This window comes from Actinacidiphila epipremni, assembly GCF_012034175.1.
Classification (GTDB): Bacteria; Actinomycetota; Actinomycetes; order Streptomycetales; family Streptomycetaceae; genus Actinacidiphila; species Actinacidiphila epipremni.
Map to the genome: position 1 here is coordinate 80,186 of NZ_JAATEJ010000007.1, position 14,080 is coordinate 94,265.

The following is a 14,080-nucleotide window of genomic DNA, read 5'->3' on the forward strand; positions in this document are numbered from 1 at the left end:
CCCGTACCGCGAGCCGCCCGGTCACCACGACCGGGCGGCTCCGGCGTGCCGGGGCACCGACGTGCGCGAAACAATCACGGGGGACAATGACCGCACCACGACGACCGGGGACGACGGCCCGCAAGGGCTCCCGGCGGCACCGCCCGGGCGCACCGCCCGGCCGGACCCCACCGGGACACAGGAAAGCCGAGGAAGACACCGCGATGACCACCACCGAGTCCGCGTCCACCGAGCTGCGCGAGCTGCTGCTCGCCCACATCAGGGACGTGCCGGACTATCCGGAGCCCGGCGTGGTGTTCAAGGACATCACGCCGCTGCTGGCCGACCCGCCGGCCTTCGGCGCCCTGGTCGACGCGCTCGCGGCGCTGTGCGCCCGGCACGGCGCCACCAAGGTCGTCGGCCTGGAGGCGCGCGGCTTCATCCTGGCCGCCCCGGCGGCGGTACGGGCCGGCGTCGGCTTTGTGCCGATCCGCAAGGCCGGCAAGCTCCCCGGGGCCGTGCACGGGCAGGCGTACCAGCTGGAGTACGGCACCGCCGAGATCGAGGTGCACACCGACGCCTTCGCCCCCGAGGACCGGGTCCTGGTCATCGACGACGTCCTGGCCACCGGCGGCACCGCCGAGGCGAGCCTGGGGCTCATCCGGCGGGCCGGCGCGACCATCGCCGGGCTCGCGGTGCTGCTGGAGCTGAGCTTCCTCGGGGGGCGCGAACGGCTCGCGCCCGTGCTCGCCGACGCCCCACTGGACGCCCTGATCACCGTCTGACGCGCCCGCCCCCCGCCGCCACCCCGGCGGGGGGCGCCCGCCGACGGCGCACGCCCGGGTACCGGCGCAGGTCGATACCATGGAAGTTCTACCCCGCGTGAGGAGTGCACTTGCCGGACAAGGCCCAGCCACTCGACGCCGCGGGCGGCACCGAACCCACCGCCCCCGCGGGGGGCAGCCCTGCGCACGGCGGCCCGGCAGGCACCGGCGCGCCCGCGCACACCCCCGCGGACTCCGCGCCCAAGCCCGCACCGCCCGCCGTACGGCCGGTCCGCACCCCGGGCAGCGTCGCGCCGACCCGGCCCGGCGCGTCCTCCAGCCGGGTACGCGCCCGGCTGGCCCGGCTCGGCGTGCAGCGCTCCAGCCCGTACAACCCCGTCCTGGAGCCGCTGCTGCGGGTCGTGCGGGGCAACGACCCCAAGGGCGACAGTGCCCAGCTGCGGCAGATCGAGGCCGCCTACCAGGTCGCCGAGCGCTGGCACCGGGGCCAGAAGCGCAAGAGCGGCGACCCGTACATCACCCATCCGCTGGCCGTCACGACCATCCTGGCCGAGCTCGGCATGGACCCGGCCACCCTGATGGCCGGGCTGCTGCACGACACCGTCGAGGACACCGAGTACGGGCTGGACCAGCTGCGCCGCGACTTCGGCGACCAGGTGGCGCTGCTGGTGGACGGCGTCACCAAGCTGGACAAGGTCAAGTTCGGCGAGGCCGCGCAGGCCGAGACGGTCCGCAAGATGGTCGTGGCGATGGCCAAGGACCCCCGGGTCCTGGTGATCAAGCTCGCCGACCGGCTGCACAACATGCGCACGATGCGCTACCTCAAGCGGGACAAGCAGGAGAAGAAGGCCCGCGAGACGCTGGAGATCTACGCCCCGCTGGCCCACCGGCTGGGCATGAACACCATCAAGTGGGAGCTGGAGGACCTGGCCTTCGCCATCCTCTACCCCAAGATGTACGACGAGATCGTCCGGCTGGTCGCCGAGCGCGCCCCCAAGCGCGACGAGTACCTGGCGATCGTCACCGACCAGGTGCAGCAGGACCTGCGGGCCGCCCGGATCAAGGCCACCGTCACCGGCCGCCCCAAGCACTACTACAGCGTCTACCAGAAGATGATCGTCCGCGGCCGGGACTTCGCGGAGATCTACGACCTGGTCGGCATCCGGGTGCTGGTCGACACCGTCCGTGACTGCTACGCGGCGCTCGGCACGATCCACGCGCGATGGAACCCGGTCCCCGGCCGGTTCAAGGACTACATCGCGATGCCGAAGTTCAACATGTACCAGTCGCTGCACACCACGGTGATCGGCCCCAGCGGCAAGCCCGTCGAGCTGCAGATCCGCACCTTCGACATGCACCGCCGCGCCGAGTACGGCATCGCCGCGCACTGGAAGTACAAGCAGGACGCCGTCGCCGGCGCCTCCAAGGTGCGCACCGACAGCCCGCGCTCGGACAAGAAGGACGACGCGGTCAACGACATGGCGTGGCTGCGGCAGCTGCTGGACTGGCAGAAGGAGACCGAGGACCCGGGCGAGTTCCTGGAGTCGCTGCGCTTCGACCTGTCGCAGAGCGAGGTCTTCGTCTTCACGCCCAAGGGCGACGTCATAGCGCTGCCGGCCGGCGCCACCCCGGTGGACTTCGCGTACGCGGTGCACACCGAGGTCGGCCACCGCACCATAGGCGCCCGGGTCAACGGGCGGCTGGTCCCCCTGGAGTCCACGCTCGACAACGGCGACCTGGTGGAGGTCTTCACCTCCAAGGCCGCCGGCGCCGGCCCCTCCCGCGACTGGCTGGGCTTCGTCAAGTCGCCCAGGGCCCGCAACAAGATCCGCGCCTGGTTCTCCAAGGAGCGCCGCGAGGAGGCCGTCGAGCACGGCAAGGACGCCATCGCGCGGGCCATGCGCAAGCAGAACCTGCCGATCCAGCGGGTGCTCACCGGCGACTCCCTGGTCACCCTGGCGCACGAGATGCGCTACCCCGACATCTCCGCGCTGTACGCGGCGATCGGCGAGGGCCACATCACCGCCCAGTCGGTGGTGCACAAGCTCGTCGACGCGCTCGGCGGCGAGGAGGGCGCGACCGAGGACGTCGAGGAGATCGCGGCGCCGCCGCAGGGCCGCAAGCGGCGCGGCATCGCCGACCCGGGCGTCGTCGTCAAGGGCGCGAGCGATGTGTGGGTCAAGCTGTCGCGGTGCTGCACCCCGGTGCCCGGCGACCCGATCATCGGCTTCGTCACCCGCGGCAACGGGGTGTCGGTGCACCGCGCCGACTGCGTCAACGTCGACTCGCTGTCGCAGCAGCCCGAGCGGATCATCGACGTGGAGTGGGCGCCGACGCAGTCCTCGGTCTTCCTGGTCGCGATCCAGGTCGAGGCGCTGGACCGCTCCCGGCTGCTGTCGGACGTCACCCGGGTGCTGTCCGACCAGCACGTCAACATCCTGTCGGCGGCGGTGCAGACCTCCCGCGACCGGGTGGCGACCTCGCGCTTCACCTTCGAGATGGGCGACCCCAAGCACCTCGGGCACGTCCTGAAGGCCGTACGCGGCGTCGAGGGCGTCTACGACGTCTACCGGGTCACCTCGGGTCGCCAGCGCTGACGTACGGCCCGCACAGGGCCGTACGTCAGCGCCGGCGGGGGCGGCAGCCCCCCGGGGTCAGCCCCCGAACTCCTGCAGGCCCTTCAGGGCCTGGTCCAGCAGCGCCTGGCGGCCTTCGAGCTCGGCGGTGAGCTTGTCGGCCTTGGCGGTGTTGCCCGCCGCGTTCGCCGCGTCGATCTGCGCCCGCAGCTTGTCGACAGCGGCCTGGAGCTGCCCGGTCAGGCCCGCGGCACGGGCCCGCACCTCCGGGTTGGTGCGCCGCCACTCGGCTTCCTCGGACTCCGCCAGCGCCCGCTCCACGGCGTGCATCCGGCCCTCGATCCGGGGCCGGGCGTCCCGCGGCACATGGCCGATGGCCTCCCAGCGCTCGTTGATGGAGCGGAAAGCGGCCCGCGCCGCCCTCAGGTCCGTCACCGGCAGCAGCTTCTCGGCCTCCACGACCAGCTGCTCCTTGGCCGCGAGGTTGTCGCGCTGCTCACCGTCACGCTCGGCGAACACCTCGGCGCGGGCGGCGAAGAAGACGTCCTGCGCACCGCGGAAACGATTCCACAGGTCGTCCTCGGCCTCGCGCTGCGCGCGCCCGGCCGCCTTCCACTCCGTCATCAGCTCGCGGTAGCGGGCCGCCGTCGCGCCCCAGTCCGTGGAGTCCGACAGCGACTGCGCCTCGGCGACCAGCTTCTCCTTGGTGCGCCTGGCCTGCTCGCGCTGCGCGTCCAGCGACGCGAAGTGCGCCTTGCGGCGCTTGGAGAACACCGAGCGCGCATGGCTGAAACGGTGCCACAGCTCGTCGTCGGACTTGCGGTCGAGACGCGGCAGGCCCTTCCAGGTGTCCACCAGCGCCCGCAGCCGCTCACCGGCCGTGCGCCACTGCTCGCTCTCCGCCAACTGCTCGGCCTCGGCGACCAGTTGCTCCTTGGCGGTCCTGGCCTCCTCGCTCTGCTTGGCCTTGGCCGCCCGGCGCTCCTCGCGCCGGGAGTCCACCAGCGCCACCAGCGCGTCCAGCCGGACGCCCAGCGCCGCCAGGTCGCCCACCGCATGCGCCTCGGTCACCTGCGTCCGCAGGTGCTCGATCGCCGCCAGCGCCTCCTTCGGGGCGAGGTCGGTGGTCTGCACCCGCCGTTCGAGGAGGCCGATCTCCACGACGAGCCCCTCGTACTTGCGCTCGAAGTAGGCCAGCGCCTCAGCTGGGGAGCCCGCCTGCCACGAACCGACCTCCTTCTCCCCGTCGGCCGTACGCACGTACACGGTCCCCGTCTCATCGACGCGGCCCCACGGGTCGCTGCTCACAGCGCCTCCTCCACGTGATACCCGGCCGGGTGGCGGCTCGCGGGCATCGTCCACAGTGTCTCTCCGGCCGGGCTTTCCGCGACGACCGGTCCAACGCCAACATAGGCGACCTGCGCCCCGGCTGTCCGCATCCGGTGCGGCGGGATTCAGGATTTGGTGACGGTCGCCTTGTTGATCACGACGGTCGCGTTGGGCGCCCCGTCGCCCTGGCCGCCGCTGTTCTCACCGGCGCCGGCGATCTTCGTCAGCACCTTCATGCCGTCGGCGCTCATCGTGCCGAACGGAGTGTAGTTGGGCTGCAGCGGGCTGTCCTTGTAGACCAGGAAGAACTGGCTGCCGCCGGTGTTGGGCCCGCTGTTGGCCATCGCCACGGTGCCGGCCGGGTACGTGACCGAGCCGTTGGCGTCGGCCTTGCCGAAGGCCGTCAGGTTCTCGTCCGGCAGCGAGTAGCCCGGGCCGCCGCTGCCGGAGGCCGTCGGGTCGCCGCACTGCAGCACGTAGATGCCGGCCGTGGTGAGGCGGTGGCACTTGGTGTGGTCGAAGAAGCCCTTGTCCGCCAGGAACTTGAACGAGTTGACCGTCTGCGGGGCCTTGGCCGCGTCCAGGCTGATCGGGATCGTGCCGCACGTGGTGGACAGCGTGAAGGTGTACTTCCCGCCCTTGTCGATCGCCATCGCCGGCGCCTTCTTCCACTGCTGCGTCCCCGGGTTGCCCGCGGCGGGCTTCTCGCACGGGTCCGGCGCCGTGGTGGGCGCGCCGCTCGCCGACGGCGACGCGCTGCTGTCGCCGGCCGCCTGGTCCGAGGCGGTGTCCTTCTTCTTCGGGTCGCTGTCGAAGGCGCCCGCCGCCCAGGAGATGCCGCCCGCGGCCAGCACGACCACGACCGCCGACGCGATGACCGCGTTGCGCGTGCGGGCCTTGCGCTGGTGATCGACCCTGCGTGCCTGCTGCCGCTCGAACTTCTCCCGGGCGAGCTGCCGCCGCCGCTGATCCTTGGTGACCACTTCGCCTGCTCCCGGTCGTCTGTCGGATACGTCTGTGGTGCGTGTCGTTGCGATACTGACCCGACCCGCTTGCGTATTGTGCCGCAGGCCGTGTGAGCTGTGCGTTTACTGTGCGTCCGCGCCGCGGGCGCGGATCCGTACGAGCGTGTGTGCGCAGATCTTCGCGTCCTGCGGCGGGTGGAGTCCAGTCCGCAAACGCGCCGATGCACGCCCGATACGGGTTCGCGACCGCGATGTGCTCGCCGGTAGGCTCGTGAGCTGCCGACACCGATCGCGGACGACAGAAGGACGAACGTGCTCATTGCCGGGTTCCCCGCCGGGGCCTGGGGGACCAACTGCTACGTGGTCGCCCCCGCCGCCGGTGAGGAGTGCGTGATCATCGACCCGGGCCACCTCGCGACCCAGGGCGTCGAGGACATGCTCGCCAAGCACCGCCTCAAGCCCGTCGCCGTCATCCTCAGCCACGGCCACATCGACCATGTCGCCTCCGTGGTCCCGGTGTGCGGCGCGCACGGCGTGCCGGCCTATCTGCACCCCGAGGACCGCTACATGCTGACCGACCCGGAGAAGGCGCTGGGCGGCGGCATCGGGCAGCGGCTGCTGGGCGAGCTGACCATCGGCGAGCCCGACGACCTGCGGGAGCTGACCGACGGCGGCACGCTGGAGCTCGCCGGTCTGGAACTGCGCGTCGCGCACGCGCCCGGCCATACCAAGGGGTCGGTGACCTACCGGCTGCCGGAGGCCGCGGACATCCCGTCCGTGCTGTTCTCCGGCGACCTGCTGTTCGCCGGCTCCGTCGGACGCACCGACCTGCCCGGCGGTTCCACGGCCGAGCTGTACGAGTCGCTGGCCCGCGTGTGCCTGCCGCTCGACGACTCCACCGTGGTGCTGTCCGGGCACGGCCCCCAGACCACCATCGGCCGCGAGCGCGCCACCAACCCCTTCCTGGGCGAGGCGGCCCGCGGCCAGGGAGCCCCCGACGCGGCTCCCCGACGAGGATTGTGACGACTGCTGACGTGAGCACCATCCAGGCCCCCAAGGGCACCTACGACCTGCTGCCGCCGGACTCCGCGGTCTTCCTCGCCGTCCGCGAGGCCATCGCCGCCCCGGCCCGCCGGGCCGGCTACGGCTATGTCGAGACCCCCGGTTTTGAGCACGTCGAGCTGTTCTCCCGCGGTGTCGGGGAGTCCACCGACATCGTGACCAAGGAGATGTACACCCTCACCACCAAGGGCGGCACGCAGCTGGCGCTGCGCCCCGAGGGCACCGCCTCGGTGCTGCGGGCGGCCCTGGAGGGCAGCCTGCACCGCGCCGGCAACCTGCCGGTCAAGCTGTGGTACTCCGGCTCCTACTACCGCTACGAGGCGCCGCAGGCCGGCCGCTACCGGCACTTCTCGCAGGTCGGCGCCGAGGCGCTGGGCGCCGAGGACCCCATGCTGGACGCGGAGCTGATCATCCTGGCCGCGGACGCGTACCGCGCGCTGGGGCTGCGCAATGTGCGGCTGCTGCTCAACTCGCTGGGCGACCGCGCGTGCCGGCCGGTCTACCGGGCCGCGCTCCAGGACTTCCTGCGCGGCCTGGACCTCGACGAGGACACCCGGCGGCGGATCGAGATCAACCCGCTGCGGGTGCTGGACGACAAGCGCGAGTCGGTGCAGCGGCAGCTGGCCGGCGCGCCGCTGATCACCGACCACCTGTGCGAGGCGTGCAAGGCGTACCACGAGCAGGTGCGCGAGCAGCTGGCCGCCGCGGGTGTGGCCTACGAGGACGACCCCCGGCTGGTGCGCGGCCTGGACTACTACACCCGCACCACCTTCGAGTTCGTGCACGGCGGCCTCGGCTCGCAGTCCGCGGTCGGCGGCGGCGGGCGCTACGACGGCCTGTCGGAGATGATCGGCGGCCCGTCGCTGCCGTCGGTGGGCTGGGCGCTCGGCGTGGACCGCACGGTGCTCGCGCTGCGCGCGGAGGGCGTGGAACTGCCGCTGCCCGCCGGCACCGACGTCTTCGCGGTGCCGCTGGGCGAGGAGGCCAGGCGCACGCTGTTCGCCGTGGTCACCGAGCTGCGCAGGGCCGGGGTCGCCGCCGATTTCGCCTTCGGCGGCAAGGGCGTGAAGAACGCCATGAAATCGGCCAACCGTTCCGGTGCCCGCTTCACGCTGGTCGCCGGCGACCGCGATCTGGCCGACGCGGTGGTGCAGGTCAAGGACATGGAGAGTGGCGAGCAGACCGCGGTGCCGCTCGACGGGATCGTCGCGGCCGTCAAGGAGCTGCTGGCGTAAACCGCTCGTCCGTGTACCAGGGTGGCGCAGGCTTATTCCGTCCTGACCACCCTGGTGCACAATGAGTGTGCCCGCCCCACCGACCTGAGAGATCGGCGACCATGACGACTTCCGCCCTGGACGAGACGCGCACCGACGGCGAGAGCGCGCCGCAGCCGGCAGAAGGCATCGTGGCGGGCAAGGCCTTCACGTGGCTGCTGCTGATTTGCGGAGCGCTCGGCCTGCTCGCGTCGTTCATCATCACCGACGACAAGTTCAAGCTGCTGCAGGCGAAGGTCGACGGGAAGACGTACACCCCGGCGTGCAGCCTCAACCCGATCATCTCGTGCGGCAACGTCATGCAGAGCGACCAGGCGCACGTCTTCGGGTTCCAGAACCCGATCATCGGACTGGTCGCCTACCCGGTGCTCATCACCCTGGCCGCCGGGATGCTCGCCGGCGCCCGCTACAAGGCGTGGTTCTGGTACGGGCTGCAGGCCGGCGGGCTGTTCGGCGTGGTCTTCGTGTCCTGGCTGCAGTACCAGACGATCTACAACATCAACGCCATCTGCCTGTGGTGCTGCCTGGCGTGGGTCGTGACCATCGCCACGTTCTGGTACACCGCGGTGCACAACATCCGGCACGGCCTGTACCGGGTGCCGGCCAAGGCCCGTGCGCTGGTGCTGGAGTTCCACTGGGTCGTGCCGGTGCTGTGGTACGGCGTGATCATCCTGCTGATCCTGACGCACTTCTGGTACTACTGGAAGACCGTCATCTGACCACCCTCGGTGGCCGGCGGCGCCGGCCGTCCGCGACTCCGGCCGTCCGCGGTGTCGGTGCGGTGACCTAGGCTCGAAGCGTGGAGCCAGATCTTTTCACCGCCGCCGCCGAGGAGCGCCGTGAGCGCGACCCGGGGGCCAGCCCGCTCGCCGTGCGGATGCGCCCCCGCACACTGGACGAGGTCGTCGGGCAGCAGCATCTGCTGCGGCCCGGCTCACCGCTGCGCCGGCTGGTGGGGGAGAGCGGCGGCGGCCCCGCCGGGCCGTCCTCGGTGATCCTGTGGGGCCCGCCCGGCACCGGCAAGACGACGCTGGCGTATGTGGTGAGCAAGGCCACCAACAAGCGCTTCGTGGAGCTCTCGGCGATCACCGCCGGCGTCAAGGAGGTCCGCGCGGTCATCGAGAGCGCCAAGCGCCAAGCCGGCGGGTACCAGCGCGAGACGGTGCTCTTCCTCGACGAGATCCACCGCTTCAGCAAGGCCCAGCAGGACTCGCTGCTGCCCGCGGTGGAGAACCGCTGGGTGACGCTCATCGCGGCCACCACGGAGAATCCGTACTTCTCGGTGATCTCCCCGCTGCTGTCCCGCTCCCTGCTGCTGACGCTGGAGCCGCTCACCGACGACGACGTGCGCGGGGTGCTGCGCCGGGCGCTGGCCGCCGAGCAGGGCCTGGCGGGTGCGGTGAGCCTGCCGCAGGACGCCGAGGAGCATCTGCTGCGGATCGCCGGCGGTGACGCCCGGCGGGCGCTCACCGCGCTGGAGGCGGGCGCGGGCTCGGCGCTGGCCAAGGGCGAGGACGCGATCACGCTGGCGACGCTGGAGGAGGCCGTCGACCGGGCCGCGGTCACCTACGACCGGGACGGCGACCAGCACTACGACGTGGCGAGCGCGCTCATCAAGTCCATCCGCGGCTCGGACGTGGACGCCGCGCTGCACTACCTGGCGCGGATGATCGAGGCGGGCGAGGACCCGCGCTTCATCGCCCGCCGGCTGATGATCTCCGCGAGCGAGGACATCGGGCTCGCCGACCCCACCGCGCTGCCTACCGCGGTCGCCGCGGCGCAGGCGGTCGCGATGATCGGCTTCCCCGAGGCGTCGCTGATCCTCTCGCACGCCACGATCGCGCTCGCGCTCGCCCCGAAGTCCAACGCGGCGACCACCGCGATCGGCGCGGCGCTGGCCGACGTACGGGCCGGCAAGGCGGGCCCGGTGCCGCCGCACCTGCGCGACGGCCACTACAAGGGCGCCGCCAAGCTCGGCCACGCGCAGGGCTATGTCTACCCGCACGACGTCCCCGGCGCCGTCGCCGCCCAGCAGTACCTTCCCGACGAACTCGCCGGCCGCCGCTACTACGAACCCACCCGCTACGGCACCGAGTCCCGCTACGCCGACGTCCTCGACTGGGTCCGCACCCGCCTGGAGGGCGGCGGCACGGAGTAGCGCCGGCCGGACCGCCGCTGCCGGGCTCCGCCCGGCGAGCGGCGGGGCGACGCGGCGTCGCGCGGGCTTCGCCGCGCGCCGGGCCGCGCCGCCGTAGGCGCGCACGTGATATGCGGCACAGCCGCGGGCGGCGGGCCGCACGGTGGAACCGGCGGCCCTGCCGCCGGGTTACGCTCGGGTGGAGTGCGTGTGCCCTGGCCGTAAGCGCCGGGGGTGAAGCTTCCGCATCGGGACGCGGCTGACCGTGACACCGGCGCAGCGCAACGCGCCGTCGGCGAACGGGGTTCCCGGGTCGAAACCTGCGCACTCCTCAGTTAAGGTAAGCCTTACCTAATCCCGATGGAGGTTCGACGCACGTGAACCAGTCGCGTCCCAAGGTCAAGAAGTCCAGGGCACTGGGCATCGCGCTGACCCCGAAAGCGGTCAAGTACTTCGAGGCCCGCCCCTACCCGCCGGGCGAGCACGGCCGAGGCCGCAAGCAGAACAGCGACTACAAGACCCGGCTGCTGGAGAAGCAGCGGCTGCGCGCCCAGTACGACATCAGCGAGCGGCAGATGCAGCGCGCGTACGACCGGGCCAAGAAGGTCGCGGGGCTGCGCACGGGCGAGGCGCTGATCATCGAGCTGGAGCGCCGGCTCGACGCGCTGGTGCTGCGCTCGGGCCTGGCCCGCACCATCTACCAGTCCCGCCAGATGGTCGTGCACGGCCACATCGAGGTCAACGGCCGCAAGGTCGACAAGCCGTCCTTCCGGGTCCGCCCCGACGACGTCGTCCAGGTCCGCGAGCGCTCCCGGGAGAAGACCCCCTTCCTCGTCGCCCGCGAGGGCGGCTGGGCCGGCGACGGCGAGACCCCGCGCTACCTCCAGGTCAACCTCCAGGCGCTGGCGTTCCGGCTGGACCGCGCGCCGAACCGCAAGGAGATCCCGGTGATCTGCGACGAGCAGCTGGTCGTCGAGTACTACGCCCGCTGATCCGCGGCCCCCGCGCGACCCTCAGCCCGCCGCCTCGGGAGAGGCGGCGGGCTCGTGCGTCCGCGGCACCGGCGGCCGTCCCCGCTGCTCCCCGGCGGCCGGGCCGCCGCCCGGCCGGTTCAACGCCCGGTGCGCCGCCGCGTCCAGGCCCAGCCGCGCGCCCTCGCCGACCGCCGCCGCGTAGGCGGTGTCGCCGAGCGCGGCCCGCACCCGCTGCTCGCACACCGCGTGCGGGGCGTTGAAGTACCGCGAGCCGAACAGCCGCAGGCCCACCGACTCCCAGAGCCGCCCGGCCGCGCCCTGGAGCACCGCCGCCTCGTACGGGGCCCCCTCGCCCTCGGTGATCAGCGCCAGCAGCTCCAGCGCCAGCACCGCGCCCACCAGGTCGTCGAAGCCGTGGTCGATCGCCAGCGACTCCTCCGCCAGCCGCCGGGCCCGCTCCGGCTCCCCGCCGAGCCAGGCCGCGTACCCCAGCACGTACAGCGCGTACGCCAGCGTCCACCGCTCGCCGTGGTCGCGGCAGATGTCCCTGACCTCCTCCACCAGCCGCACCGCGTGCGCCACGTCGCCCTGGAAGGCCACCGACATCGCCAGCTCCACCTGCGCCATCAGCACATTGCTGTTGAGCTCGCCGACGCTGCGGTAGCGCAGCAGCGCCTCGTCGATGAAGCGCTCGGCGCGCGGCATGTCGTCCGAGACCAGCGCCAGGCAGCCCAGCCGGTGCACCGCGTACGCCTCCGCCACCGCGTTGCCCGCCGCGCGGGCCTGGTCGCGGCACTCCTGGAGCACCGCGAGCGCCGCCGCCGAGTCGCCCTGGAGCAGGGCGACATAGCCGTACACCCACATGACCTTCGCCCGGGAGTCCGACGGCTCCGCCGACAGCTCCAGGGCCCGGCCCAGCCAGTGCCGCCCCTCCGCGAGCCGCCCGCAGCCCACCCAGCAGAACCACAGCGTGCCCGCCAGATACTGGCCCACCGCCGGGTCCTCGGCCGGCTCGCCCGGCATGCCGTCCAGGCTGAACTCCAGCGCCAGGCGCAGATTCGGCAGGTCCGCGGCGATCCGGGCGGCCACCTCCGCCTGCCGCGGGCTGAACCAGTCCAGCTCGCACCAGGTGGCAAGGCCCAGGTACCAGTCGCGGTGCCGGCGCCGCAGCCGCGGCTCGTCGCCGAGGGCCGCGAGCCAGCCGGCGCCGTACTCGCGCACGCTCTCCAGCATCCGGTAGCGGGCCCCGCCGCTCCCGCCGTCCGTGTCGTCCCCGTCGGCCTCCCGGCTCAGCACGGACTGCGCGACCAGGGAGCCCAGCGCGTCCACGACCTCCTCCTCGGCGATGCCGCCGCCCGCGCACACGTACTCGGCCGCCTCCAGGTCGAAGCGGCCGGCGAAGACCGACAGCCGCGCCCACAGCAGGCGCTCGGCGGGGCTGCACAGCTCGTGGCTCCAGCCGATCGCGGTGCGCAGCGCCCGGTGCCGCTCGGGCGCGCTCGGATCACCGCCGGTCAGCAGCCGGAAGCGGTCGCCGAGCCGGTCCAGCACCTGCTCCACCGACAGCGCCCGCAACCGCACCGCCGCCAGCTCCAGCGCGAGCGGCAGGCCGTCCAGCCGGGCGCACAGCTCGGTGACGGCCGCGCGGTTGGCCGCGGTCACGGCGAAGCCGGGCAGGACGGCGGCGGCCCGCTCGGCGAACAGCCGCACCCCCTCGGTGCCGGGCTCCAGCGGCTCCAGCGGCAGCAGCCGCTCGCCGGTGATGCCCAGCGCCCGGCGGCCCACCGCCAGCACCCGCAGCCCCGGCGCCCGCCGCAGCAGCGCCGCGACCAGGCCCGCGCAGCCCGCCGCGAGCCGGTCGAAGCCGTCCAGGACGAGCAGCAGTTCGCGGTCGGCCAGATGCTCGGTGAGCGCGGCGCGCGGCGGCCGGCAGGTGTGGTCCGGCAGCCGCAGCGCCTCGGCGACGGTGTGCTCCAGCAGGTCGGGGCCGGGCAGGCCGGCGAGCTCCACGAGCCACACCCCGTCGGGGAAACGGTCCTGCAGGCGCGCGGCGGCACGCAGCGCGAGGCGGCTCTTGCCGACGCCGCCGGCGCCGGTGATCGTCGCGAGCCGCGCGGCGCGCAGGGTACGCGCCACCCGCTCGACGTCGGCCTCCCGGCCGACGAACCCGGACAGTTCCGCCGGGAGGTTCCCCGCGATGCTCATATGTGCGGAGCGTACTCGCCCGGCTGCGCTCGGTTCAACGGCGCTTGCGCCCCCGCCGGACGCCCGCCCCGCCCCGGCCCCGGGCGCCGCCGCGCCCGGCCCTGTGCGCCGGCCGAACAGCCCCTTGCGGCCGTCTGCGGACCTTCCCGCCGTCCCGGCTGGTCGCGCAGTTCCCCGCGCCCCTGAGGCGCTCACCGTCCGGCGCGGAGGGCAACCAACCAGGGGCGCGGGGAACTGCGCGACCAGCCGACCACCGGGGGGAGGTCCCGGGGCGGGAGTAAGGGGCACCCCGGGGGGTAATGCGGTGCGGGGCAGGCGCGTCGGGGCGGTAAGGTCGGTGGGCAGTGACCTGGGCGCAGAGGGAGAGGTACGGCAAGGTGTCCGGTGGAGAGCTGGCCGGCGTAGCCGGCCTCGTCGTCGCGGTGTTCTGGGCGATCCTCGTCGCCTTCCTCGCCGTCGCCCTCGCACGCCTCGCGGCCACGCTGCGGCGCGCCGCGGAGCTGGTCGCCGGGATCACCGAGCAGGCCGTACCGCTGCTCGGCGAGGCCACGGACGCGCTGCGCTCGGCGCACGACCAGCTGGAGCGGGTCGACACCATCACCGCGGACGTGGCGGAGGTGACGGCCAACGCCTCCGCGCTGTCCTCCACCGTCGCCAGCACCTTCGGCGGCCCCCTGGTGAAGGTCGCGGCCTTCGGCTACGGAGTGCGGCGCGCCGTCGGACGGCAGGCCCGCACCGGAACCGACCTGCCCGCCGCCCGGCGCGGCCGGCGCCGCAACCGCTCGAAGGACTGA

General features: G+C 73.1%; 11 protein-coding genes. 8 read left to right on the forward strand and 3 right to left on the reverse strand.

Features of this window, described 5'->3' with window-relative positions; genetic code table 11:
* Positions 1–203: 203 nt before the first annotated feature.
* A complete protein-coding gene (locus tag HCN08_RS11825) occupies positions 204–764 on the forward strand; it encodes an adenine phosphoribosyltransferase (protein WP_167982950.1) in 561 nt (186 codons plus the stop codon).
* 110 nt (positions 765–874) lie between these two features.
* Complete coding sequence (locus HCN08_RS11830; RefSeq protein WP_167982951.1) at positions 875–3,361, forward strand: RelA/SpoT family protein; 2,487 nt, start codon at positions 875–877, stop codon at positions 3,359–3,361.
* Between the two features lie 57 nt (positions 3,362–3,418).
* On the opposite strand, the gene HCN08_RS11835 is transcribed toward HCN08_RS11830, so the two are convergent.
* Entirely contained in the window at positions 3,419–4,648 is a 1,230-nt protein-coding gene (locus HCN08_RS11835; RefSeq protein WP_167982952.1) for a DUF349 domain-containing protein, read from the reverse strand.
* 146 nt (positions 4,649–4,794) lie between these two features.
* Positions 4,795–5,652 carry a peptidylprolyl isomerase gene (locus HCN08_RS11840; RefSeq protein ID WP_167982953.1) on the reverse strand — a complete coding sequence of 286 codons (858 nt, stop codon included), beginning with the start codon at positions 5,650–5,652 and terminating at the stop codon, positions 4,795–4,797.
* 294 nt (positions 5,653–5,946) lie between these two features.
* Here HCN08_RS11840 and HCN08_RS11845 point away from each other — a divergent pair, with 294 nt between their 5' ends.
* From HCN08_RS11845 to rpsD, 5 genes are all read left to right on the forward strand, one after another.
* Positions 5,947–6,657 carry an MBL fold metallo-hydrolase gene (locus tag HCN08_RS11845; RefSeq protein WP_167982954.1) on the forward strand — a complete coding sequence of 237 codons (711 nt, stop codon included), beginning with the start codon at positions 5,947–5,949 and terminating at the stop codon, positions 6,655–6,657.
* An 11-nt stretch (positions 6,658–6,668) separates the two neighbouring features.
* A complete protein-coding gene (gene hisS, locus HCN08_RS11850; RefSeq protein ID WP_167982955.1) occupies positions 6,669–7,931 on the forward strand; it encodes a histidine--tRNA ligase in 1,263 nt (420 codons plus the stop codon).
* Between the two features lie 101 nt (positions 7,932–8,032).
* A complete protein-coding gene (locus HCN08_RS11855; RefSeq protein ID WP_167982956.1) occupies positions 8,033–8,689 on the forward strand; it encodes a vitamin K epoxide reductase family protein in 657 nt (218 codons plus the stop codon).
* Between the two features lie 80 nt (positions 8,690–8,769).
* Positions 8,770–10,128 (forward strand): replication-associated recombination protein A, encoded by a 1,359-nt coding sequence (locus HCN08_RS11860; protein WP_167982957.1) that lies wholly within the window; start codon positions 8,770–8,772, stop codon positions 10,126–10,128.
* Between the two features lie 356 nt (positions 10,129–10,484).
* Positions 10,485–11,099, forward strand: a complete 615-nt coding sequence (gene rpsD / locus HCN08_RS11865; protein WP_167982958.1) for a 30S ribosomal protein S4 — start codon at positions 10,485–10,487, stop codon at positions 11,097–11,099.
* A 21-nt stretch (positions 11,100–11,120) separates the two neighbouring features.
* On the opposite strand, the gene HCN08_RS11870 is transcribed toward rpsD, so the two are convergent.
* Entirely contained in the window at positions 11,121–13,286 is a 2,166-nt protein-coding gene (locus HCN08_RS11870; RefSeq protein WP_167982959.1) for an ATP-binding protein, read from the reverse strand.
* A gap of 377 nt (positions 13,287–13,663) precedes the next feature.
* On the opposite strand from HCN08_RS11870, the gene HCN08_RS11875 reads away from it, so the two are divergent.
* Positions 13,664–14,080: a DUF948 domain-containing protein gene (locus tag HCN08_RS11875; protein ID WP_167983103.1), complete on the forward strand. Its 417-nt coding sequence runs from the start codon at positions 13,664–13,666 to the stop codon at positions 14,078–14,080.

What these genes read in the sequence shown, in the direction of transcription:
- HCN08_RS11825 (WP_167982950.1), top strand. Translation starts at nt 204, where the DNA reads ATGACCACCACCGAGTCCGCGTCCACCGAGCTGCGCGAGCTGCTGCTC.
- HCN08_RS11855 (WP_167982956.1), top strand. Translation starts at nt 8,033, where the DNA reads ATGACGACTTCCGCCCTGGACGAGACGCGCACCGACGGCGAGAGCGCG.
- HCN08_RS11870 (WP_167982959.1), bottom strand. Translation starts at nt 13,286, where the DNA reads ATGAGCATCGCGGGGAACCTCCCGGCGGAACTGTCCGGGTTCGTCGGC.